The organism is Brevundimonas sp. (assembly GCF_035561115.1).
Lineage (GTDB): Bacteria > Pseudomonadota > Alphaproteobacteria > Caulobacterales > Caulobacteraceae > Brevundimonas.
The window spans coordinates 1-19810 of record NZ_DATMYH010000102.1 but is presented as its reverse complement, the minus strand read 5'-3'; the positions used below and the strand labels follow the sequence as shown (position 1 = coordinate 19810).

General features: G+C 69.2%; 17 protein-coding genes. 10 read left to right on the top strand and 7 right to left on the bottom strand.

What is annotated here, in order from left to right:
- The 8 genes from infB to pnp form a co-directional block, all read left to right on the top strand.
- On the top strand, positions 1–2210 hold a 2210-nt coding region (infB, locus tag VN378_RS13225), incomplete at its 5' end, for a translation initiation factor IF-2 (protein WP_325744046.1).
- Positions 2211–2418: 208 nt separating this feature from the next.
- A complete protein-coding gene (locus VN378_RS13220) occupies positions 2419–2949 on the top strand; it encodes a hypothetical protein (RefSeq protein ID WP_325744045.1) in 531 nt (176 codons plus the stop codon).
- Between the two features lie 39 nt (positions 2950–2988).
- Positions 2989–3660 (top strand): hypothetical protein, encoded by a 672-nt coding sequence (locus tag VN378_RS13215; RefSeq protein WP_325744044.1) that lies wholly within the window; start codon positions 2989–2991, stop codon positions 3658–3660.
- Positions 3657–4367, top strand: coding sequence for a DUF2459 domain-containing protein (locus VN378_RS13210; RefSeq protein ID WP_325744043.1), 711 nt, complete (start codon positions 3657–3659; stop codon positions 4365–4367). The genes VN378_RS13215 and VN378_RS13210 overlap by 4 nt, the downstream gene beginning before the upstream one ends.
- 60 nt (positions 4368–4427) lie before the next feature.
- Positions 4428–4937 (top strand): 30S ribosome-binding factor RbfA, encoded by a 510-nt coding sequence (gene rbfA, locus VN378_RS13205; RefSeq protein ID WP_325744042.1) that lies wholly within the window; start codon positions 4428–4430, stop codon positions 4935–4937.
- Positions 4937–5869, top strand: coding sequence for a tRNA pseudouridine(55) synthase TruB (gene truB, locus VN378_RS13200; protein WP_325744041.1), 933 nt, complete (start codon positions 4937–4939; stop codon positions 5867–5869). Before rbfA ends, truB begins: the two co-directional genes overlap by 1 nt.
- 10 nt (positions 5870–5879) lie before the next feature.
- Positions 5880–6149, top strand: a complete 270-nt coding sequence (gene rpsO / locus VN378_RS13195) for a 30S ribosomal protein S15 (protein ID WP_325744040.1) — start codon at positions 5880–5882, stop codon at positions 6147–6149.
- 244 nt (positions 6150–6393) lie between these two features.
- On the top strand, positions 6394–8625 hold the full coding sequence (gene pnp, locus VN378_RS13190; protein ID WP_325744039.1) for a polyribonucleotide nucleotidyltransferase: 2232 nt from the start codon (positions 6394–6396) through the stop codon (positions 8623–8625).
- Positions 8626–8991: 366 nt separating this feature from the next.
- On the opposite strand, the gene VN378_RS13185 is transcribed toward pnp, so the two are convergent.
- The 3 genes from VN378_RS13185 to VN378_RS13175 form a co-directional block, all read right to left on the bottom strand.
- The gene (locus tag VN378_RS13185; protein WP_325744038.1) at positions 8992–9333 is read right to left on the bottom strand and encodes a GIY-YIG nuclease family protein; all 342 of its coding nucleotides are present in this window, start codon (positions 9331–9333) and stop codon (positions 8992–8994) included.
- 226 nt (positions 9334–9559) lie between these two features.
- Entirely contained in the window at positions 9560–12148 is a 2589-nt protein-coding gene (clpB, locus tag VN378_RS13180; protein WP_325744037.1) for an ATP-dependent chaperone ClpB, read from the bottom strand.
- Positions 12149–12279: 131 nt separating this feature from the next.
- Positions 12280–12690 (bottom strand): DUF6766 family protein, encoded by a 411-nt coding sequence (locus VN378_RS13175; RefSeq protein WP_325744036.1) that lies wholly within the window; start codon positions 12688–12690, stop codon positions 12280–12282.
- Between the two features lie 109 nt (positions 12691–12799).
- On the opposite strand from VN378_RS13175, the gene VN378_RS13170 reads away from it, so the two are divergent.
- Positions 12800–14413 (top strand): serine hydrolase, encoded by a 1614-nt coding sequence (locus tag VN378_RS13170; RefSeq protein WP_325744035.1) that lies wholly within the window; start codon positions 12800–12802, stop codon positions 14411–14413.
- Between the two features lie 82 nt (positions 14414–14495).
- Positions 14496–16439, top strand: a complete 1944-nt coding sequence (locus VN378_RS13165) for a PAS domain S-box protein (protein WP_325744034.1) — start codon at positions 14496–14498, stop codon at positions 16437–16439.
- Positions 16440–16456: 17 nt separating this feature from the next.
- Here the strand turns inward: VN378_RS13165 and VN378_RS13160 are convergent, their stop codons facing one another.
- The 4 genes from VN378_RS13160 to VN378_RS13145 form a co-directional block, all read right to left on the bottom strand.
- Positions 16457–16867 (bottom strand): hypothetical protein, encoded by a 411-nt coding sequence (locus VN378_RS13160; protein WP_325744033.1) that lies wholly within the window; start codon positions 16865–16867, stop codon positions 16457–16459.
- Between the two features lie 75 nt (positions 16868–16942).
- Entirely contained in the window at positions 16943–17665 is a 723-nt protein-coding gene (locus VN378_RS13155; protein WP_325744032.1) for a DUF4893 domain-containing protein, read from the bottom strand.
- A gap of 50 nt (positions 17666–17715) precedes the next feature.
- Positions 17716–18999 (bottom strand): NAD(P)/FAD-dependent oxidoreductase, encoded by a 1284-nt coding sequence (locus VN378_RS13150; RefSeq protein WP_325744031.1) that lies wholly within the window; start codon positions 18997–18999, stop codon positions 17716–17718.
- Positions 18996–19643, bottom strand: coding sequence for a DUF4893 domain-containing protein (locus VN378_RS13145; RefSeq protein ID WP_325744030.1), 648 nt, complete (start codon positions 19641–19643; stop codon positions 18996–18998). The genes VN378_RS13150 and VN378_RS13145 overlap by 4 nt, the downstream gene beginning before the upstream one ends.
- Positions 19644–19810 lie beyond the last annotated feature (167 nt).

The following is a 19810-nucleotide window of genomic DNA, read 5'->3' as shown; positions in this document are numbered from 1 at the left end:
GCGGCGGCGAACGCGCCTATTCGGATCGTCCCGCCGCTCCGGCCCGCCCGACCGGCCGTCCGGCCGAGCCGGTCCGCTATTCGGCCCTGACCCCGCGTCCCGCGCCCGGCGCCGCCCGTCCGGGCCCGCGCACCGGCCCCGGCGGTCGTCCGACCCCGAACGCCCCCCCGGCCCAGGCCGAGGTCGCCCGTCCGAGCCGCGCGCCCGGCGGCGGTTTCGCCCGTCCCGTCAAGCCCGAGGACGATCGCGACAAGCGTTTCTCGGACGCCGGCAAGGCCGTCAGCCGCACCCGCGGCGAACCCAAGCGCCGTGAAGGCCGCCTGACCATCCAGTCGGTCGCCGGCGACGGCGACACGGCCGAGCGGATGCGCTCGCTGGCCTCGGTCCGCCGCGCCCGCGAACGTGAAAAAGAGAAGCGCAAGGGCGGATCCACCGACGCCCCGAACCGTCCGCGCGAGGTCGTCATCCCTGACGTCATCACCGTGCAGGAGCTGTCCAACCGGATGGCCGTCCGCGGCGTCGACATCATCAAATTCCTGATGAAGCAGGGCCTGATGATGAAGATCAACGACGTCATCGACACCGACACCGCCGAACTGGTGGCCGACGAATTCGGCATGACCGTGCGCCGCGTCTCGGAATCCGACGTCGAGGCGGGCTTCCTGTCCGACGCGATCGACGACGAGGCGACCACGCCCCGCGCGCCGGTGGTGGCCATCATGGGCCACGTCGATCACGGCAAGACCTCGCTTCTGGACGCCCTGCGGACGACCGACGTCGCATCGGGCGAGGCCGGCGGCATCACCCAGCACATCGGCGCCTATCAGGTGCGTCTGGAAAGCGGCGATCGCGTCACCTTCCTCGACACCCCGGGCCACGCGGCGTTCAGCGCCATGCGGGCGCGCGGCGCCAATGTGACGGACATCGTGGTTCTGGTCGTGGCCGCCGACGACGGCGTCATGCCCCAGACCATCGAGGCCATCCAGCACGCCAAGGCGGCCGGCGCCCCGATCATCGTGGCGGTCAACAAGATCGACAAGCCGGACGCCAACCCGCTGAAGGTCGTCAACGAGCTGCTGCAGTATGAAGTCATCGCCGAGAGCCTGGGCGGCGACACCCAGATCATCGAGGTGTCGGCCAAGGAACGGACCAACCTCAACGGCCTGATCGACGCCATCCTGGTGCAGGCCGAGGTCATGGACCTGAAGGCCGATCCGGAACGCTCCTCGGAAGGCGTGGTCATCGAGGCCAAGCTGGACAAGGGCCGCGGCCCGGTTGCGACCGTCCTGGTCAAGCGCGGCACGCTGAAGCGCGGCGACATCGTCGTGGCCGGTTCGGCCTGGGGCAAGGTTCGCGCCCTGCTGGACGAACGCAACGCCCAGCTGACCGAGGCCGGTCCGTCCGTGCCGGTCGAGATCCTGGGTCTGGACGAGGCCCCGAGCCCGGGCGACCCGTTCGCCGTGGTCGAGAACGAGGCCCGCGCCCGCGAGCTGACCGAATACCGCGCCCGCATCAAGCGCGAGAAGCTGACCGGCGGCATCAACCAGGTCAGCCTGGTCGACATGATGTCCAAGCTGCAGTCCAAGAAGGTCTCGGAACTGCCGGTCCTCATCAAGGCCGACGTTCAGGGCTCGGCGGAAGCCATCGTCGGCTCGCTCGAGAAGATGGGCAACGAGGAGGTTCGCGCGCGCACCGTCTATTCGGGCGCCGGCGGCATCACCGAGAGCGACGTCCAGCTGGCCAAGTCGGCCGGCGCGCCGATCCTCGGCTTCAACGTCCGCGCCTCGAAACAGGCCCGCGACCTGGCCGAGCGCGAGGGCGTCGAGATCCGCTACTATGCGATCATCTACGACCTGCTCGACGACATGAAGGGCGTGCTGTCCGGCATGCTGGCCCCGCTGCAACGCGAGACCTTCCTGGGCAATGCGGCGGTGCTGCAGGTCTTCGATATCTCCAAGACCGGCAAGATCGCCGGTTGCCGGGTGTCCGAGGGCGTGGTCCGCAAGGGCGCCAAGGTCCGGATCATCCGCGACGACGTCGTGGTTCTGGAACTGGGCACGCTCACGACGCTCAAGCGCTTCAAGGACGAGGTCAACGAGGTTCCGTCGGGCCAGGAGTGCGGCATGCATTTCCAGGGCTTCCAGGACATCAAGGCCGGCGACTACATCGAGTGCTTCACGGTCGAAGAGATCAAGCGCACGCTGGACTAGGATTTGCGTAATGCGTCTCCCTCCCCCTCCGGGGGGAGGGATGTCGGCGCGCAGCGGCGACAGGGTGGGAGGGGCTCGGCGACGTAAACGCCGGCGTCTGGTCCTGCCGGCCGTTCCCACCCGGTCGCTTCGCGACCACCCTCCCCCGGAGGGGGAGGGACATGCGCAAGCGCCGCCTTTTCGCCTTACCCGTCAGAGATCAAATCGCATGCGCCGTTTCCTGATCGCCGTCCTGACCCTGTCCGCCCTCACCCAGGTTGTCTGGGCCGGTCCCGCTTCGGCGGAGACGCGCTACCTCGCCTACAACGCTTCCGACCGGGTCACCCAGGCCCTGACGCGCGGCATCACCCTTGAGGCCGAGCGCGGCCTGTTCGGCGCCATCAGCGTGCGCCGGATCATCTCCACCTCGAACCGGGGTCAGGCCGACATCCGGCGCGGCGGGCCTGACGCCGTGCGGCGTGCGCTGCCGGCAGGGTCGACCGAGACGGCCGTCTATTCCATCACCCCCGAAGGCGGCGGCCGGGCGCTGGGCCGAGCCCTTTGCCCCGGATCGGACGAGGCCTGGATGGTGCTGGGCCGGGTGCGGCTGGCGCGGCCTCTGGCGCTGCATGCCGTCGGGCGCTGGTCCGACGGGACCTATCGGCATTGCGTCCAGCTGTCGTACGACTGGCGCGGCGAGTGGGCGGTTCCGCCTTCGAGCGGCGTCGCAGACGATCCGAACGCGCCTGTCGCGCGATAGCCGTTCACCTCCCCGCGCGGCCTCGCTAAGGTTGCAGCGATGTCCGCCGCCGCCCTCCCTCGACAGACCGGATTGAAACGCCTGGCCGGCGCGCTGGCGTTCCTGTGCCTGGTGCTGTTCCTCCTCGCCATCGAGAACCGGCACGCGATCGAAGCCTGGCGCGCCTTGCGGGACGAGGCGGCGCCCGCGGCCGGCCGGGTGGCCGACTGGGCGGGCCGGCTGCCATCCGGCGCCGCCGATGGGTTGTCGGGTCTGAAGGCGGCCGTCGCTGCAGACCCGGAAACCTTTGCTGCGGATCCGGCGGACGCTTTGCTGGCCGGCGAATTCGGCCCAGCCGATGAAGCGACCCGGGCCGCTGTCGGCGCCGTCGCCTTCGTCGGCGCGAGCGTGAAGTTCGATGCCGGCGAGACCTTCCACACCCAGCCGCTTCGCATCGCCGCCGGCCGGGAGGCCTTTGTGGCGGGCGAGACCTTCGCCGGCCGGCTGGACGCGCCGGCCAACGCCCAGATCGAGCTGCGTCGGATCGTGCCTCCGACCCGGAACCAGCCCGTCCCCGCCTCGACGCTTTGCGGCGGCGCGGCGCCCGGCGTGGTCGCCTTGCTGCATCGTCAGGATCGCGTGGACATGATGGTGTTCCGCGCCAGGACGATCGTGGGACCCGATGCGCCGCTCTCCGCCCTGTGCGGCGTCTGGAGCTTCCGTCAGAGATGAAACGCCGCCGTGAATCCTGGGGTCTGAAGCGCTTTCTGGGCGTCGCCGTTCTGGCGATCCTCGCCGCCGTCTGGACCTGGACGGCGCCGGGCGACCCCGATCTGTGGCCCGCGCGCGCCGATGGCGCGGGTGTCGAGGTCCATCTGCTGGACAACGGCTTCCACACCGACCTGGCGGTTCCGCGCCGGGCCCTTGAGGCGCGGCCGGGGCCGCTGGCGGACGCCGTGCGCGGCCTGGCGGCGGGGGACTGGATCCTGATCGGCTGGGGCGACGCCAAATTCTACGTCGACCAGAGCCCGATGGAGAGCCGCCTGCCGGACGGTCTGCGCGCCTTCTTCAGGCCGGGCAACGCCTCGGTGATCATGCTGGATCCGGCCCAACGCGACCCGCGCACGGCCTTCGCTCCCGGGACCCGCCGAACGCTACGTCTTTCGGGGGCGGGTTTTGAGGCGATGGCCGACCATATCCAGAATTCGATGGAACTGACCGACGGTCGCCCCCGCATCGCGGCGGCGCGCGCGGGCGACGATGCGCGGTTCTTCGCCAGCCGGGAGCATTTCTCGATCGGGCATCTGTGCAACCACTGGAGCGCGGGCGTTCTGAATGCGGCGGGCCTGCCCGTGCGCCCGATCCGCTCGATCACTTCGGCGGAGGTCATGGCGACCATCGACCGTGCCGAATTGGACACCGGGCCATCACGGGACTAGACCCCGCCCCTTCGCTTTTTCAAGCCGGGTCCGATCCCCGACAGGCGACGAGGACAAAGCATGAGCAACCGTAAACCCAGGAAGCCCGCCGCCAAGGCCGGAACCGTCAGCCAGCGCCAGCTGCGCGCCTCGGAAATGATCCGCCACGCCCTGGTCGAGGTCATGCGCGAAAACGAGATCCGCGATCCGGCTCTCGTCGGCGTGTCCGTGACCGTCACCGAGGTGCGGCTGTCGCCCGACCTGAAGCACGCCACCTGTTTCGTGGAGCCGCTGGGCGCGGGCGTCGAGACGGCGCCGGTCGCCGGCCATATCGACGAGATCGTCAAGGCGCTGAACATCCACGCCAAATTCCTGCGCGGGGCGCTGGGGCGGCATATCGACATGCGTTTCACCCCCGACCTGCGCTTCCGCCACGACGAGAGCTTCGCCGCCGCCGAGCGGCTGAACCGGCTGCTGGACGATCCCCGGGTGCGCGCCGACGTCTATGTGTCCCCGTTCGAGGATGACGATGCGGAAGAGGATGGCCCTCAAGCAGCGCGAGGCGCGGTAGGGTCGACGGAAGAGTCCTGATGGGCCGCCGCAAGAAGGGCGAGATCGTCAACGGCTGGGTCTGTCTGGACAAGCCGTACGGCATGGGTTCGACCGAGGCGGTCTCGAAGGTGCGCCGCCTGTTCGACGCCCAGAAGGCGGGTCACGCGGGGACGCTCGATCCGCTGGCGTCCGGCATCCTGCCCATCGCCCTGGGCGAGGCGACCAAGACGGTGCCCTTCATGATGGAGGCGCAGAAGGTCTATCGCTTCACCATCAACTGGGGCGTCACGACCGACAGCCTGGACCGCGAGGGCGAGATCACCGCCCGTTCGGACGTGCGGCCTGATGTGGAAGCCGTGCGGGCGGCCCTGCCGGCCTTCGTCGGCGAGATCGATCAGGTCCCGCCGCAGTTCAGCGCCATCAAGGTGGACGGCCAGCGCGCCTATGACCTGGCCCGGGACGGGGCCGAGTTCGAGCTGGCCAGCCGCCGGGTGACCATCCATGAGGCGGCGGTCACCGACGCGCCGGACGCCGACCATGTGGAAATCAGAATGCGGACGGGCAAGGGCGTCTATGTGCGGTCGCTGGCGCGCGATCTGGCGGTCATGCTGGGCGCCGAGGGGCATGTTTCGGCCCTGCGCCGCGAGCGGGTCGGGCCGTTCTCGACGGAAAGCGCCGTCACGCTGGATTTCCTGACCGATCTGGTGCATAGGGACGCCGCCTCGGAAGGCTTGCTTCCCGTTGCGACCGCCCTGGACGACATCCCGGAGCTGGCCGTGACGGATCAGGACGCCTTCTCGCTTCGTCAGGGACGACCGATCGTTCTGCTCCCCCGACAGGTCGAAACGCTCAAAAGCCGCCTTCGGGATGGCTCCAGAACCGTTTCAGCCTTTCAAGGACAGACCCTCGTCGCTCTCGGTCAGTTGCGGGCCGGTCGCTTTGAACCCGACCGCGTATTTAACCTCCAATAGGAGTTATCCGATGTCGATTACTGCTGAACGCAAGAACGAAGTCATCGCCGAAAACGCCCGCACCGCCGGCGACACCGGCTCGGCCGAGGTCCAGGTCGCGATCCTGTCGGAACGCATCGCCAACCTCACCGAACACTTCAAGACCCACAAGAAGGACAACCACTCGCGCCGCGGCCTGCTCAAGATGGTCTCGCAGCGTCGTCGCCTTCTTGACCACCTGTCCAAGGTCGATCGCGAGCGCTACGCCGCCCTGATCGGCAAGCTGAACCTGCGCCGCTAAGGCGAAGGGACGAGCGGAAGAGTTTTTCGAGGCGCGGGCCATGTCCGCGCCTCGTTCCGCATCCAGAACGACCCGCGCGCCCCGGGACCCCAGGGCGCATGACGCGAGGGCCATACCGGTCCTCTTCTTCCCGGGCGGTTCGCGATGGCGCGGACGCCCATGGACCGAAGGACTGAACGCCCGACGCTCCACCCACTGATGGGACCCCGCGCGGAATCCGCCCGCGGGATACGAAAGACGAAACATGTTCGATATCAAACGCAAGACGATCGACTGGGCCGGCCGCCCGCTGACCCTGGAAACGGGCCGCATCGCCCGTCAGGCCGACGGCGCCGTCCTGGCCACCTATGGCGAGACCGTCGTCCTCGCCACCGTCGTCTATGGTCGCGCGCCCAAGCCGGGCCTGGATTTCTTCCCGCTGACCGTCAACTACCAGGAAAAGACCTTCGCCGCCGGCAAGATCCCGGGCGGCTATTTCAAGCGTGAAGGCCGTCCGACCGAGAAGGAGACGCTGGTCTCCCGCCTGATCGACCGCCCGATCCGCCCGCTGTTCGTCAAGGGCTTCAAGAACGAGACCCAGGTCGTCATCACCGTGCTGCAGCACGACATGGAGAACGACCCCGACGTGGTCGGCATGGTCGCCGCCTCGGCCGCCCTGACCATCTCGGGCGTGCCCTTCATGGGTCCGATCGGCGCCGCGCGCGTCGGCTATATCGACGGCGAGTTCGTGCTGAACCCGACCCTCGACCAGCTGCCGGACAGCCAGCTCGACCTCGTCGTCGCCGGCACCCAGGACGCCCTGATGATGGTCGAATCCGAAGCCAAGGAGCTGTCGGAAGAGATCATGCTGAACGCCCTGATGTTCGCGCACCGCGGCATGCAGCCGGTGATCGACGCCATCATCGAAATGGCCGAGCACGCCGCCAAGGAGCCCTTCGACTTCCAGCCCGACGACGTGTCGGACATCGTCACCTCGATCCAGTCGCTGGTCGGCGACGACATCAAGGCCGCCTACACCCACGCCGGCAAATACGAGCGCCGCAACGGCGTCGACGTGGCCAAGAAGGCCGCCGCCGCCAAGCTGGTGAAGACCGACGAAAACCCCGACGGCGTCGACGCCTCGCGGTTCGGCGTCGCCTTCAAGGAATGCGAAGCCCACGTCCTGCGTCGCGACATCATCGACAACGGCCACCGCGTCGACGGCCGCGCCCTGGACAAGGTCCGCGACATCGTCTCGGAAGTCGGCGTCTTCCCGCGCACCCACGGCTCGGCCCTGTTCACCCGCGGTGAAACCCAGGCCATCGTCGTCGCCACCCTCGGCACCGGCGAGGACGAGCAGTACGTCGACGCGCTGAGCGGCACCTACAAAGAGAAGTTCCTGCTCCACTACAACTTCCCTCCCTATTCGGTCGGCGAGACCGGTCGGATGGGCGGCGCGGGTCGTCGGGAAATCGGTCACGGCAAGCTGGCCTGGCGGGCGATCCGTCCGATGCTGCCGAGCTCGGAAGACTTCCCCTACACCATCCGTCTGGTGTCGGAGATCACCGAGTCCAACGGTTCGTCCTCGATGGCCACGGTCTGCGGATCGTCGCTGGCGCTGATGGACGCGGGCGTGCCGCTGAAGCGTCCCGTCTCGGGCATCGCCATGGGCCTGATCCTGGAGCCCTCGGGCGAGTTCGCCATCCTGTCCGACATCCTGGGTGACGAAGATCACCTGGGCGACATGGACTTCAAGGTGGCCGGCACGCGCGAAGGCATCACCTCGCTGCAGATGGACATCAAGGTCGCGGGCATCACCGAAGAGATCATGCGCAAGGCGATCGCCCAGGCTTCGGCCGGCCGCCTGCACATCCTCGACGAGATGGACAAGGCCATCGACGGCGCCCGCACCGAGCTGGGCGAGTACGCGCCCAAGATCGAGTCGATCAAGGTTCCGACCGACAAGATCCGCGACATCATCGGCACCGGCGGCAAGATCATCCGCGAGATCGTCGAAAAGACCGGCGCCAAGATCAACATCGAGGACGACGGCACGGTGAAGATCGCCGCCTCGGACCAGGAGAAGATCGACGCGGCCAAGAACTGGATCTCGTCGATCGTGTCCGAGCCCGAGCCCGGCATGATCTATTCGGGCAAGGTCGTGAAGGTGGTCGACTTCGGCGCCTTCGTGAACTTCTTCGGCGCCAAGGACGGTCTGGTCCACGTGTCGCAGATCAGCCTGGAACGCGTCGCCAACCCGGCCGACGTCCTGACCGAAGGCCAGGAGGTCAAGGTCAAATTCCTGGGCATGGACGACCGCGGCAAGACCAAGCTGTCGATGAAGGTCGTCGATCAGGAAACCGGCGAGGACATCACCGACAAGATCAACGCCGAACGCGCCGAACGCGGCGAGCCCCCGCTGTCGGACGACACCGGCGGCCGGCCGAAGCGTGAAGGCGGCGGCGGCGATCGTGATCGCGGACGCAGCCGTCGCTAAGGCGGCGACTTCGCTGAAATGGATGGGGCCCCGGTGGAAACGCCGGGGCCTTTTTCGTGGGAAAAACACGGTGCGAAGCGTGCACAGGGTGCACTGCGTGCGGGCGGAAAAAGCCGTCTCGTGAGTCTCATCCGGCTGACGGGGCGGTCGCGGAAAAACACCGTCCGAAGAGTCCGAAGAGTCCACTGAGTCCGGATGGGTGGCGGGATTTGATTGTCAAAGATCGCGGGCGAAGGTCAGGCCCGCAGTGTCGCACGGGCCGTTCCTGCGGCTGGCAAATGACGCTACTCCGGCGAGGTAAGGCCGCGCGATCAAGGGGTTGGCGGCGCGAAGTCGTCTGGCTGGCGGCGGATTGCCAGCAGAACGTCAGTCCTCTTCCGGCGGCGGGCGCCAGTCCGGATCGTGGACGGGATACCAGTCCGCCGCGAGGTCCAGCCATTCGGGATTGTTCGTCTCGATCAGGGCCAGCTTCCAGTCGCGCAGCCATTTCTTGAGCCGCTTCTCGCGCCGGATCGCATCGACCACCCATTGGTGCGGCTCGAACCAGACCAGCAGCTTGCAGTCATTGGCCTCGGTGAAGCCGTCGAAGGCGCCGGTCTTGTGCTTCCAGACCCGGGCGGTGAGGTTGGACGTCATGCCGACATAGACCGTGCCGTTTCGCCGACTGGCCATGATGTAGGTGGCGATAAAGGTCCGATGGGTCCCCATACGCACAACCTATGCGTTCCTTCTTCTTTCGTCATCCTCGCCCCCTTCCTTTCGTCATCCTCCGGCGAGCGCAGCGAGACCGGGGGACCCAGCGGCGCCGAAGGCGATCCGTTCACGCACGCTGTCCTACGGCGGAGTCCGCGACAGGGTCGCGCTCGCGCGCGCCGCTGGGTCCCCCGGTCTGCGCCGCGAAGACGCGGCTTGCCGGAGGATGACGAAAGGGGGGTTAGTGCACCCGCGCCTTCCCGATCACCAGCCCGCCGTCCCCCGCTGACACGGCGATCACGCTCCCGTCCTCGATCTCGCCCGCCAGCAGTTTGCGCGCGATCGGGTCGACGAGGTCCTTCTGGATCACCCGCTTCAGCGGCCGCGCGCCGTAGACCGGGTCGTAGCCCTTGTCGGCCAGCCAGGCGTAGGCGCTGTCGTCCAGGGCCAGCGTCAGACGCCGATCGGCGAGCAGTTTCTCGAAGCGAGCCATCTGTATACGGACGATCCCCGACATCTGGTCGCGGCCGAGGCGGCGGAAGAGGATGATCTCGTCGATGCGGTTCAGGAACTCGGGGCGGAAATGGCCGCGGACCTGGTCCATGACGTAGGGCCGCACCGCCTCGACGTCGTCGCCCTCGCCCTGGTTGGCCAGGGCCTCCGAGCCGAGGTTGGAGGTCATGATGATCAGGGTGTTCTTGAAGTCGATGACGCGGCCCTGGCCGTCGGTCAGGCGGCCGTCGTCCAGCACCTGCAGCAGGACGTTGAAGACGTCGGGGTGGGCCTTTTCGACCTCGTCGAACAGGACGACCTGATAGGGGCGGCGGCGGACGGCCTCGGTCAGGGCGCCGCCCTCGTCATAACCGACATAGCCGGGAGGGGCGCCGATCAGGCGGGAAACGCTGTGCTTCTCCATATATTCGGACATGTCCATGCGGGTGATGGCGGCCTCGTCGTCGAACAGGAATTCGGCCAGGGCCTTGGTCAGCTCGGTCTTGCCGACGCCCGTGGGGCCGAGGAAGAGGAAGCTGCCCAGCGGACGGTTGGGGTCGTTCAGGCCGGCGCGGGCCCGGCGCACCGCATCGGAGACGGCGGCGAGGGCCTCGTTCTGGCCGACGACGCGGCGGGACAGGGCGTCCTCCATCTTGAGCAGCTTTTCGCGCTCGCCCTCCAGCATCTTGTCGACGGGGACGCCGGTCCAGCGGCTGACGACCTGGGCGATCTGTTCGGCGTCGACCACTTCCGGGGTCAATGGTCCGGACCCGGACGATTCCGCGGCCTCGGCCTCGGCGAGCTGTTTCTCGATCTGGGGGATCTGGCCGTAGGCGATCTCCGACGCGCGGCCCAGGTCGCCGGCGCGCTGGGCGGCGGCCAGTTCGGCGCGCAGGCGGTCGAGGGTTTCGCGGGCTTGCGCCCCCTGACCGACCTTGTCCTTCTCCGACTTCCAGCGGGCGGTCAGGTCGTCGGACTGGCCCTCGAGGTCGGCGATCTCGTCCTCGAGCTTTTCGAGGCGCAAGCGCGAGGCGTTGTCGTCCTCCTTCTTCAGGGCTTCGCGCTCGATCTTCAGCTGGACCAGGCGGCGGTCGATCTCGTCCAGGGCCTCGGGCTTGGAATCGACGGCCATGCGCACGCGCGACGCGGCCTCGTCGATCAGGTCGATGGCCTTGTCGGGCAGGAAGCGGTCGGTGATGTAGCGGTGGCTGAGGGTGGCGGCGGCGACGATGGCGCTGTCGCTGATGCGCACGCCGTGGTGGACCTCATACTTCTCCTTGATGCCGCGCAGGATGGAGACGGTGTCCTCGACGCTGGGCTCCTCGACGAAGACGGGCTGGAAGCGGCGGGCGAGGGCGGCGTCCTTCTCGACGTGCTTGCGGTATTCGTCGAGGGTGGTGGCGCCGACGCAGTGCAGCTCGCCGCGGGCGAGGGCGGGTTTCAGCAGGTTGGAGGCGTCCATGGCGCCGTCGCCCTTGCCGGCGCCGACCAGGGTGTGCATCTCGTCGATGAACAGGATGATGCCGCCCTCGGCCGCGGTGACCTCGGCCAGAACAGCTTTCAGACGCTCCTCGAACTCGCCGCGGTATTTGGCGCCGGCGATCAGGGAACCCATGTCGAGGGCCATGACGACCTTGTCGCGCAGGGATTCGGGCACGTCGCCGTTGACGATGCGCAGGGCCAGGCCCTCGACGATGGCGGTCTTGCCGACGCCGGGTTCGCCGATCAGGACGGGGTTGTTCTTGGTGCGGCGGGCCAGGACCTGGATGGTGCGGCGGATTTCCTCGTCGCGGCCGATGACGGGGTCGATCTTGCCGTCGCGGGCGGCCAGGGTCAGGTCGCGGGCGTAGCGTTTGAGGGCGTCGTAGGCGTCTTCGGCCCCGGCGCTGTCGGCGGTCTTGCCCTTGCGGATCTCGTTGATGGCGGCGTCCAGCTTGTCCGGCGTGGCGCCGACGGAGGCCAGGACGGTGGCGGCGACCCCGCCCTCGCGGGCGATGGCGCTGAGCAGGCGTTCGGTGGTGACGAAGGCGTCGCCGGCCTTCTTCGAGGCGGCCTCGGCGGTGGCGAAGACGCGCGCGGTGTCGCCGTCGAGATAGAGCTGGCCCGAGCCGCCCGAGACCTGGGCGCGCTTGGACAGGGCGGTTTCGGTGGCCTGTTCGGCCTTCGCCGGGTCGCCGCCGGCGGCGGTGATCAGGTTGCGGGCGAGGCCGTCGCGCTCTTCCAGCAGCACCTTGAGCAGGTGTTCGGGGGCGAACTGCTGGTGGCGGCGGGCGAGGGCCAGCGACTGGGCGGACTGGACGGCCTGTTTGGCGCGGTCGGAGTAGAGGTCGAGATTCACGGCGTGTCCCCTGATCAGGCGGAGTGTGCGCCCAAGCACGCCCTTTCAGGAAGCGACGCCTTGAGATGGCGCAAATCTGGGTGTGGCGGTCGGGTCACACAAGAGGCGGCGACAGGGGGACGCGGCGGGCGCTATTCGCCGCCCTTCACATAGGGCGGGTTCACATGGACCCGGGCATGGCCGTGGTGGCGCAGGTGGGTGTCGTCGATCTGTCTGATCAGCTCCTCGCCCTTCTTCTTGCCGACCAGTTCGAGCAGGGCGTCGATCTTGGCCTCGACCCGGTCGTCGTTCTCCTTGGACGAGGGCGAGCCGACGTAGAGGAAATAGGCCAGGCCCACGACCTGCCACAGCAGCTGCAGGAACTCCGACTGCCAGTTCTCGAAGGTGTCGCGGCCCATCTCGATCAGCCAGGGCGACAGCTGCGCCGCCTGGCCGTGCTCGCGCGCCTCGTCGACGAAGGCGAACCAGCCGAACAGCCAGTGCAGGCCGAACGAGACGACGAAGAACCCCAGGGTGATCCAGCCGTAGGCGTAACGTTTCATCGAGCAGCTCCCTTCCGGAACAGCAACACCCGAAGAAGGCTGTGGTTTCCGCTTGGCGGCGCGCGGGCGGGCGGGCTAGCGTCGCCGCGGTCCAGCCGGGAGCGTCGCCATGTCCATCCGCCTCACGCGCCGCGCGGCGCTGGTTTCGTCCGTGGCCGCCGCGGCGGCCCTGCCGTCCCGCGGATGGGCCCAGGCCGCGGCGAACGACAGCGCCGCCCTGGCGGATCAGGTCGACGCGTATGTGAGGCGGGTCATGGCGGCCTTCCCGGACCAGCCGGCGGTCTCGGTGGCCCTGGTCAAGGGCGGGGCGGCGGTGCTGACGCGCGGCTACGGCGTGCGGGCCATCGGCGGGGCGGCGGTGGACGAGCACACCCTGTTCGCCATCGCCTCCAACACCAAGGCGGTGACCTGCGCGGCCCTGGCCATACTGATCGACGAGGGGAAGGTGAAGTGGGACGAACCGGTGCGGACGTATCTGCCCGGCTTCAGCCTGTCGAAGCCCGAGCTGAACGACATGGTCACGGTGCGCGACCTGGTCAGCCACCGGATCGGCTTCGGCCTCGGCGCCGGGGACCTGCTGTTCTGGCCCAACAGCGACCGGACGCGGGCCGAGATCATGGCCGCGGTGCCGCATGTGCCGATCGAGGATACGTTCCGGACCTCCTACCACTACTGCAACCTGATGTTCGTGGTGGCGGGCGAGGTGGTCGCGGCCGTCTCGGGGATGGCATGGGAGGATTTCGTCCAGACCCGGATTCTGGACCGGCTGGGCATGAGCGAGACCCTGCCGCTGATGACCGCCGCCGATCCGGCGAAGTCGGCCCTGCCGCACGGCCGGCTGGGGCCGCCGCTGCGCTATCAGGGCGAGATGCAGACCATCGGCCGGTCTATCCAGGAGGTCTGGAACTGGTCCTCGGCCGGGGCGGCGGGTGGCTTCGTCACCACGCCGGGGGACTGGGCGAAATGGATCGCGGTGCAACTGGCGCGGGGGCGGCTGCCGGACGGGACGCGGCTGTATTCCGAGGCGCGGGCCAATGAGATGTGGCGGCCCAACATCCTGGTCTCCAACTCGGCGGGCCCCACGGCGGAGCTGCCAGGCCGGGCCATCGCCTCGACCTATGCGACGGGGTGGCAGGTGCAGGACTATCGCGGCGAGCGGATGATCACCCACGGCGGCGGGGCCCCGGGCTATGTTTCGGGCACGGTGCTGATCCCCGGGCGCGACGCCGGCTTTTCGTATTTCACCAATGCCGAGGAAAGCTTCCTGACGCGGGCGCTGCGCAGCGGCATCACCGATATCGTCATGGGCAAGACGGGCTTCGACTGGATCGCCGACGGAGCGCGGCTGAAGGCCGAAGGCGATGCGAAGTCGGTCGCGGCCGCGGCGGAGATCGATGCGAAACAGGCGGCGGGCGCGGCGCCGTCCCTGCCCCTCTCCGCCTATCGCGGCACGTGGCGCGATCCCTGGTACGGCGACGTCGTCATCGAGGCGCGCGACCTGGTGCTGTGGCTGACGTTCAGCCGGACGCCCTCGCTGCAGGGGCCGCTGGAGCCGTACGACGGCGACACCCTGAGGACGCGGTTCACGGACCGGCGCGAGGAGGATCTGTTCATCACCTTCACCCTCGAGAACGGCGCGCCCGTGGCGGCGACGATGAAGGCTGTCAGTCCGGATGCGGACTTCTCGTACGACTATCATGACCTGCGGCTGACCAGGGTGTGACCGGCCCGGTCGCCGGAACCTTGTGCGCGCCGGCGCCGTTGTGCCCCCGCGTGTCGGGTGGGGGCCCGGACAGGGGGCGTGAATGACCGCGACGGCGACGACCACCGACGAAGACCGCTACCGGCTGCTGGTCAACGCCATCACGGACTACGCCATCTATATGCTGGACCCCGAGGGCCGGGTGGTCAGCTGGAACGCGGGGGCCGAACGGTTCAAGGGCTATGCCTCGACCGAGATCATCGGACATCATTTCTCGCGCTTCTACACGGCCGAAGACCAGGCCGCAGGCGTGCCCCGCAAGGCGCTGAGGACGGCCGAGACGGAGGGGCGGTTCGAGCAGGAGGGATGGCGGGTCCGCAAGGACGGCGGCCGGTTCTGGGCCCACGTCGTGCTCGACCCCATCCGGTCGTCCGGGGGACAGCTGATCGGCTTCGCCAAGATCACGCGCGACCTGACCGAGCGCAAGCTGGCGGCCGAGGCCCTGCGCAAGAGCGAGGAGGAATTCCGCCTGCTGGTCCAGGGCGTCGTCGACTACGCCATCTACATGCTGGACAGCGCAGGGCGGGTCACGACCTGGAACCTGGGCGCCCAGCGGATCAAGGGCTATCGGCCCGAGGAAATCATCGGCGGCCATTTCTCGGCCTTCTACACGGAGGAGGACCGGGCCGCCGGCGCGCCGGCCCAGGCGCTGGCCGTCGCGGCGGACGAGGGCCGGTTCGAAACCGAGGCCTGGCGGGTCCGCAAGGACGGCTCGCGCTTCAGGGCGCATGTGGTGATCGACGCGATCCGCGACGGCGAGGGGACTCTGCTCGGGTTCGCCAAGGTGACGCGGGACGTGACCGAGCGGCTGGAGGCCCAGCGGGCGCTGGAGGAGGCGAAGGAAGCCCTTTTCCAGTCCCAGAAGATCGAGGCGATCGGCCAGCTGACCGGCGGCATCGCCCACGACTTCAACAATCTGCTGATGGCCGTGCTGGGTAGTCTGGAACTGGTCCGCAAGCGCCTCGACTACGATCCGCGGATCACACCCCTGCTGGACAACGCCATCCAGGGCGCGGAACGGGGGGCCATTCTTACCCAGCGGATGCTGTCCTTCGCCCGCAAGCAGGAGCTGACCTTCGTGGCGGTGGACGTGCCGTCGCTGGTCCGGGGCATGTCGGAATTCATCGAGCGGACCATCGGTCCCACCATCGACGTATCGGTGCGCTTCCCGCCCAGGCTGCGTCGGGTGCAGACCGATCCCTACCAGCTGGAGGCCGCGATCCTGAACCTGGTCGTCAATGCCCGGGATGCGATGCCGCACGGCGGGAAGATCGCCATCACGGCCGAACCCGACGCGGGAGCGGTTTCGCCCGGGGGAAGCCGGGGCGACCCCGCCTTCGTGCGGATAAGCGTCAAGGATACCGGCGAAGGCATGGACGAGGAGACGCTCAAGAGGGCGACCGAGCCGTTCTTCACCACCAAGGGGGCCGGCAAGGGCACGGGCCTCGGCCTGTCCATGGTTCATGGGCTGGCCGAACAGTCGGGCGGCCGCTTCGCCCTGGTCAGCCGCGAGGGAGAAGGCGTCACCGCCCACATCTGGCTGCCCGTCGCCGCCCCGGGGCCGCACGCGGACGCCCCGGACGGCGCGCCGGCGGGCGCCTCAGGACGACAGGGGCTGCGTATCCTCGCGGTGGACGATGACCAGCTGGTGCTGACGAACACCGTCGCCATGCTCGAGGACCTGGGCCACACGGTGATCGCGGCGCTGTCGGCGAAGGAGGGTCTGGAGGCGGCGGGGGCGCATGCGGAGCTTGATCTGGTCATCACCGACGAGGTCATGCCGAGGATGAGCGGTTCGCAGATGGCGGCCGAGATTCTCAGGTCGAGACCGGACCTGCCCATCGGCATCGTCACCGGCTATGCGGACCTGGCGGACCGGGGCAGCCGGCTCAGCCTGGGACTGCCGCGACTGGCCAAGCCCTTCACCCAGGACGCCCTGGCCACCTTCGTCGATCAGCTGATGCTGGACGAGACGACGCCGGCCTGACGAAACGCCTGCCGCCGCTACTCCGTCTGGCGGCGGGAGACCCGGCCGGCCTCGAGCAACGGCATGCCGGCTTCGGTGGGGATGTAGATGGTTTCGCGGCCCGACTTGCCCGCGGTCTCCTTGAGCATGTCGATATAGGCCCAGCGCAGGTAGTTGTCGGGGCCGCCGAGGCTCTCGGCCATGATGCGGTTGGCCTCGTTGGTGCCGCGGGCGCGGGCGACCTCGGCCTGGGCGGTCAGCTGGGCGGAATCGAGGGCGGCCTGGGCTTCCAGCACGCGGATGCGGCGGTCCTGAACCGCCTGCTCATAGGCCGCCTTGCCCTGCATCTGCTTGGCGTAGACGTTGTAGGTCGGCATGCCGATCAGAGCGATCGCGGCGACGATGACCACGGCGACGACCGCTCCGATGGTGATGCTGAAACCGCGCATGCGGACCCCCTGGACTTTCGCGGGACGCTCCCGCGCGACCAGAGTCGTCGCGGGAGGTCCGGGGGTCAAGGGCGGTCACGCCGTCAGTTCAAGGATCTCGAGCTTCGAATCGACCTTCGGCCAGGGCACGACGAGACGCCAGCGGTTCGAGCCAATGCGCTCGAAGACCCCGACCTGGTCGCGCACCGGCTGTTCGCCATAGCGGGGGAAGCCGGTTTCATCCATGCCCCAGGCCTGGGCGCCGATGAAGACGAGGCGACGATCCGTGTCCGGATAAAGCAGGCCGCGGACGCGCTGGGACCCGGTGACCTTGGTCAGGATCAGGTCGCCGCCGGGGGTCAGTTCGATGGTGCAGCGGAACCAGGGATATTCGAGATAGCCGGGCCCGCCGGGCGCGTTCGTCCCCAGCTTGATGGTCCGGCAACGATAGGAACCCGGCGCCGGCTGGAGGCGGCCGGTCTGACCGGCGTTGGGATCGACCAGCGCGCCGAGGGCCTCGACCCGGGCGGCGAAACCCTTGTCTTCCGCTTCGGCGCGGCCGAGACGCCAGGCCTGGTCCAGTCGGCTGAGGTTGGAGGCGTCGGCGGCGGAGGCGACCTGGCGCCAGTCGGCCGCTCCACCCTGTTCGCCGCCGGCGGGCGGAGGGGAGCCCGGGTCGGGGACCGGGAGCGGCCCGGCGGACGGCGGAGCCGGGGCCCCGGTCGCCGGAGTCGCGGCGGGATTGTCGGCGGGCGCGGGACTATCCCCGCAGGCGGCGATCAGGGCGGCGAGCGAGGCGATGGCGACGAGAGTTCGCATGAGCATTCCTTGACGGCTGAACCGTTGAAACGGCTGCGGCGCGAACCCGTTCAGCGGCCGTCGCGCGCTCGGGGGTCCAGCAGGACGCCCGCGACCGTGGCGGCCAGCAGGCGCGGGGCCAGCGGCAGGCGTGCGACCTTGCCCAGCATATGGTCCCGGACCCAGGGCAGCAGGCGGCCGTCGGCCTGGTAGAAGGGGGTGAAGCCGAGGCTGAGCGCCTGATAGAGCCGCACATGCCAGCGCCGGGCGCGCGCATAGGCGTTGAGCGCCGTGGACAGGTCGCGATGCGCCATCAGGGCGTCGCCCAGGGCCTGGGCGTCCAGCAGGCCCATATTCACCCCCTGACCGAGCTGGGGGCTGGTCGAATGGGCGGCGTCGCCCAGCACCGCCAGCCGGTCGCCGACGGGCCGGGCCAGGGTCTGATGGCCGTAGGAAGCCAGGGTCATCTGCTCGCGGTCGGTAATGGCGTCCATGACGGGCGTCAGTTCGGGCCAGAGGCGAAGGCAATGATCCTTCCAGGTTTCCAGCCCAAGGGCGTACCAGTCAGGCCATATCTCGGTCTTGAGACTCCAGAAGAAGGTCGCCAAGGGAGCCGCATCGCCCGGGCGGGTCCCGCAGGGCAGGACGCCCAGCATGCGGCTGGCGCCCAGATAGACCTGCTCCAGAGCCGTCGGATCAAAGGGCGCGCCGGGCCACGGCACGGTCGCCCAGAGGGCGCCCCAGGCGAGATCGCGCCGCTCCACGCCCATACCGGCGGCTATGGCCGAACGCGCCCCCGAGGCGTCGATGACCAGGTTGAAGGGCGCGCTGCGGCGGCCGCCGCTGTCGATCAGACGGCCCGCGTCGGCGGCGACGATCTCGCGATCCGTCTCGAAGTCGACGCCGGCCTCGACGCAGGCCTCGTACAGGATGGCGAACATGGCGGCGCGGTGGATGCCGATGGCCGGGCGCGGGCGCTTCAGGTCGCTGTAGCGGACATCCAGAACCACGCGGCCGCGACGGGCCTCACGGCCGAGGATGTGGTCGATGCGCTGGCCGCAGGCCTCGACCCGCGGGGTCAGGCCCAGCCGGTCCAGCACATGCAGGCCGGTGGGCTGGAGCATGAAGCCGGCGCCGACGGGGCGGGGCGTGGCGAACCGCTCGTGGACCATGACGCGCCGCCCCTGCCGCGTCAGCATCAGGGCGACGGCGAGGCCGGTGGGACCGGCGCCGATCACGGCGATGTCGGCGGCGCGCGGCCGGCGCGGCGCCGGCGGGATGTCGAGCGCGGCCGCCGTAGTCTTCGGGGCCTTGGCCCGCGATTTGCGGGGCTTCGGGGCCGCCTTCTCCGTCACGCCGGAACGAGTTCGATCACGTCGAGGTTGGATTCGGCCTGGGGCCAGGGCAGGACCAGGCGCCACCGGCGGTCGCCGATCCGCTCCAGCACGGCGATCAGGTCGCGGTCGGGGCGCTGGCCATAGGAGTTGGCGGCGGGCTCGTCGGCCAGGGCCAGCGAGCCGAGCAGGACCATCTGGCGGTCGTTCTCGGGGAACAGCAGACCCGCGGGGCGCTGGCTGCCGGTCAATTTGGAGAATTTCAGGCCGCGCGGCGTCTGTTCGATGCGGCAGGCGAACCAGCCGTAGACGACATAGCCGAGACCCTGTTCGCCCCCCTGGGAGCCCAGTTTGACCGTGCGGCAGCGATAGTCGCCGGGCGGCGGAGTCACCGGCGCGCGCCGGATATCGGGGTCGATCAGGTCGCCGAGGGATCGCAGATCGCCGGAACCGGGCTGGCGGCGCGCCTGCTGCAGCGCCAGCGACCAGGCGGCGTCGCGTCGGGCGTAGCGGTCGCGGTCGGTCGAGGTGACGATCCCGCGCCAGTCGCGCAGGGCGGCGCCGGTTCCGGAAGGCGGCGGCGGAGGCGGCGGGGCGCTGGCGCAGGCCGTCAGGGTCAGCGCCGCGAGGGCGATCAGGGCCGGGGATCGCGACAGGCGGGACATGGGCGCTCCGGTAGGGTTCGGACGCTCTTTGGGCCAGTCCCCGGCGGCGGCGTCAAGCGCCGCGGGGAGGCCGTCAGTCCTCGGCGGGCGCCTCGACCTTGCGGCGCGGGGCGCGGCGCTTGGGCGCAACGGCCTCATCGGCTGCGGCCGGCTCGGCGGGGGCGGCC

Bases quoted from the DNA above. Each gene is read 5' to 3' on its own strand.
- VN378_RS13220 (WP_325744045.1), top strand. From the start codon at position 2,419: ATGCGCCGTTTCCTGATCGCCGTCCTGACCCTGTCCGCCCTCACCCAG.
- VN378_RS13215 (WP_325744044.1), top strand. From the start codon at position 2,989: ATGTCCGCCGCCGCCCTCCCTCGACAGACCGGATTGAAACGCCTGGCC.
- VN378_RS13210 (WP_325744043.1), top strand. From the start codon at position 3,657: ATGAAACGCCGCCGTGAATCCTGGGGTCTGAAGCGCTTTCTGGGCGTC.
- rbfA (WP_325744042.1), top strand. From the start codon at position 4,428: ATGAGCAACCGTAAACCCAGGAAGCCCGCCGCCAAGGCCGGAACCGTC.
- truB (WP_325744041.1), top strand. From the start codon at position 4,937: ATGGGCCGCCGCAAGAAGGGCGAGATCGTCAACGGCTGGGTCTGTCTG.
- rpsO (WP_325744040.1), top strand. From the start codon at position 5,880: ATGTCGATTACTGCTGAACGCAAGAACGAAGTCATCGCCGAAAACGCC.
- pnp (WP_325744039.1), top strand. From the start codon at position 6,394: ATGTTCGATATCAAACGCAAGACGATCGACTGGGCCGGCCGCCCGCTG.
- VN378_RS13185 (WP_325744038.1), bottom strand. From the start codon at position 9,333: ATGGGGACCCATCGGACCTTTATCGCCACCTACATCATGGCCAGTCGG.
- VN378_RS13175 (WP_325744036.1), bottom strand. From the start codon at position 12,690: ATGAAACGTTACGCCTACGGCTGGATCACCCTGGGGTTCTTCGTCGTC.
- VN378_RS13170 (WP_325744035.1), top strand. From the start codon at position 12,800: ATGTCCATCCGCCTCACGCGCCGCGCGGCGCTGGTTTCGTCCGTGGCC.
- VN378_RS13165 (WP_325744034.1), top strand. From the start codon at position 14,496: ATGACCGCGACGGCGACGACCACCGACGAAGACCGCTACCGGCTGCTG.
- VN378_RS13160 (WP_325744033.1), bottom strand. From the start codon at position 16,867: ATGCGCGGTTTCAGCATCACCATCGGAGCGGTCGTCGCCGTGGTCATC.
- VN378_RS13155 (WP_325744032.1), bottom strand. From the start codon at position 17,665: ATGCGAACTCTCGTCGCCATCGCCTCGCTCGCCGCCCTGATCGCCGCC.
- VN378_RS13145 (WP_325744030.1), bottom strand. From the start codon at position 19,643: ATGTCCCGCCTGTCGCGATCCCCGGCCCTGATCGCCCTCGCGGCGCTG.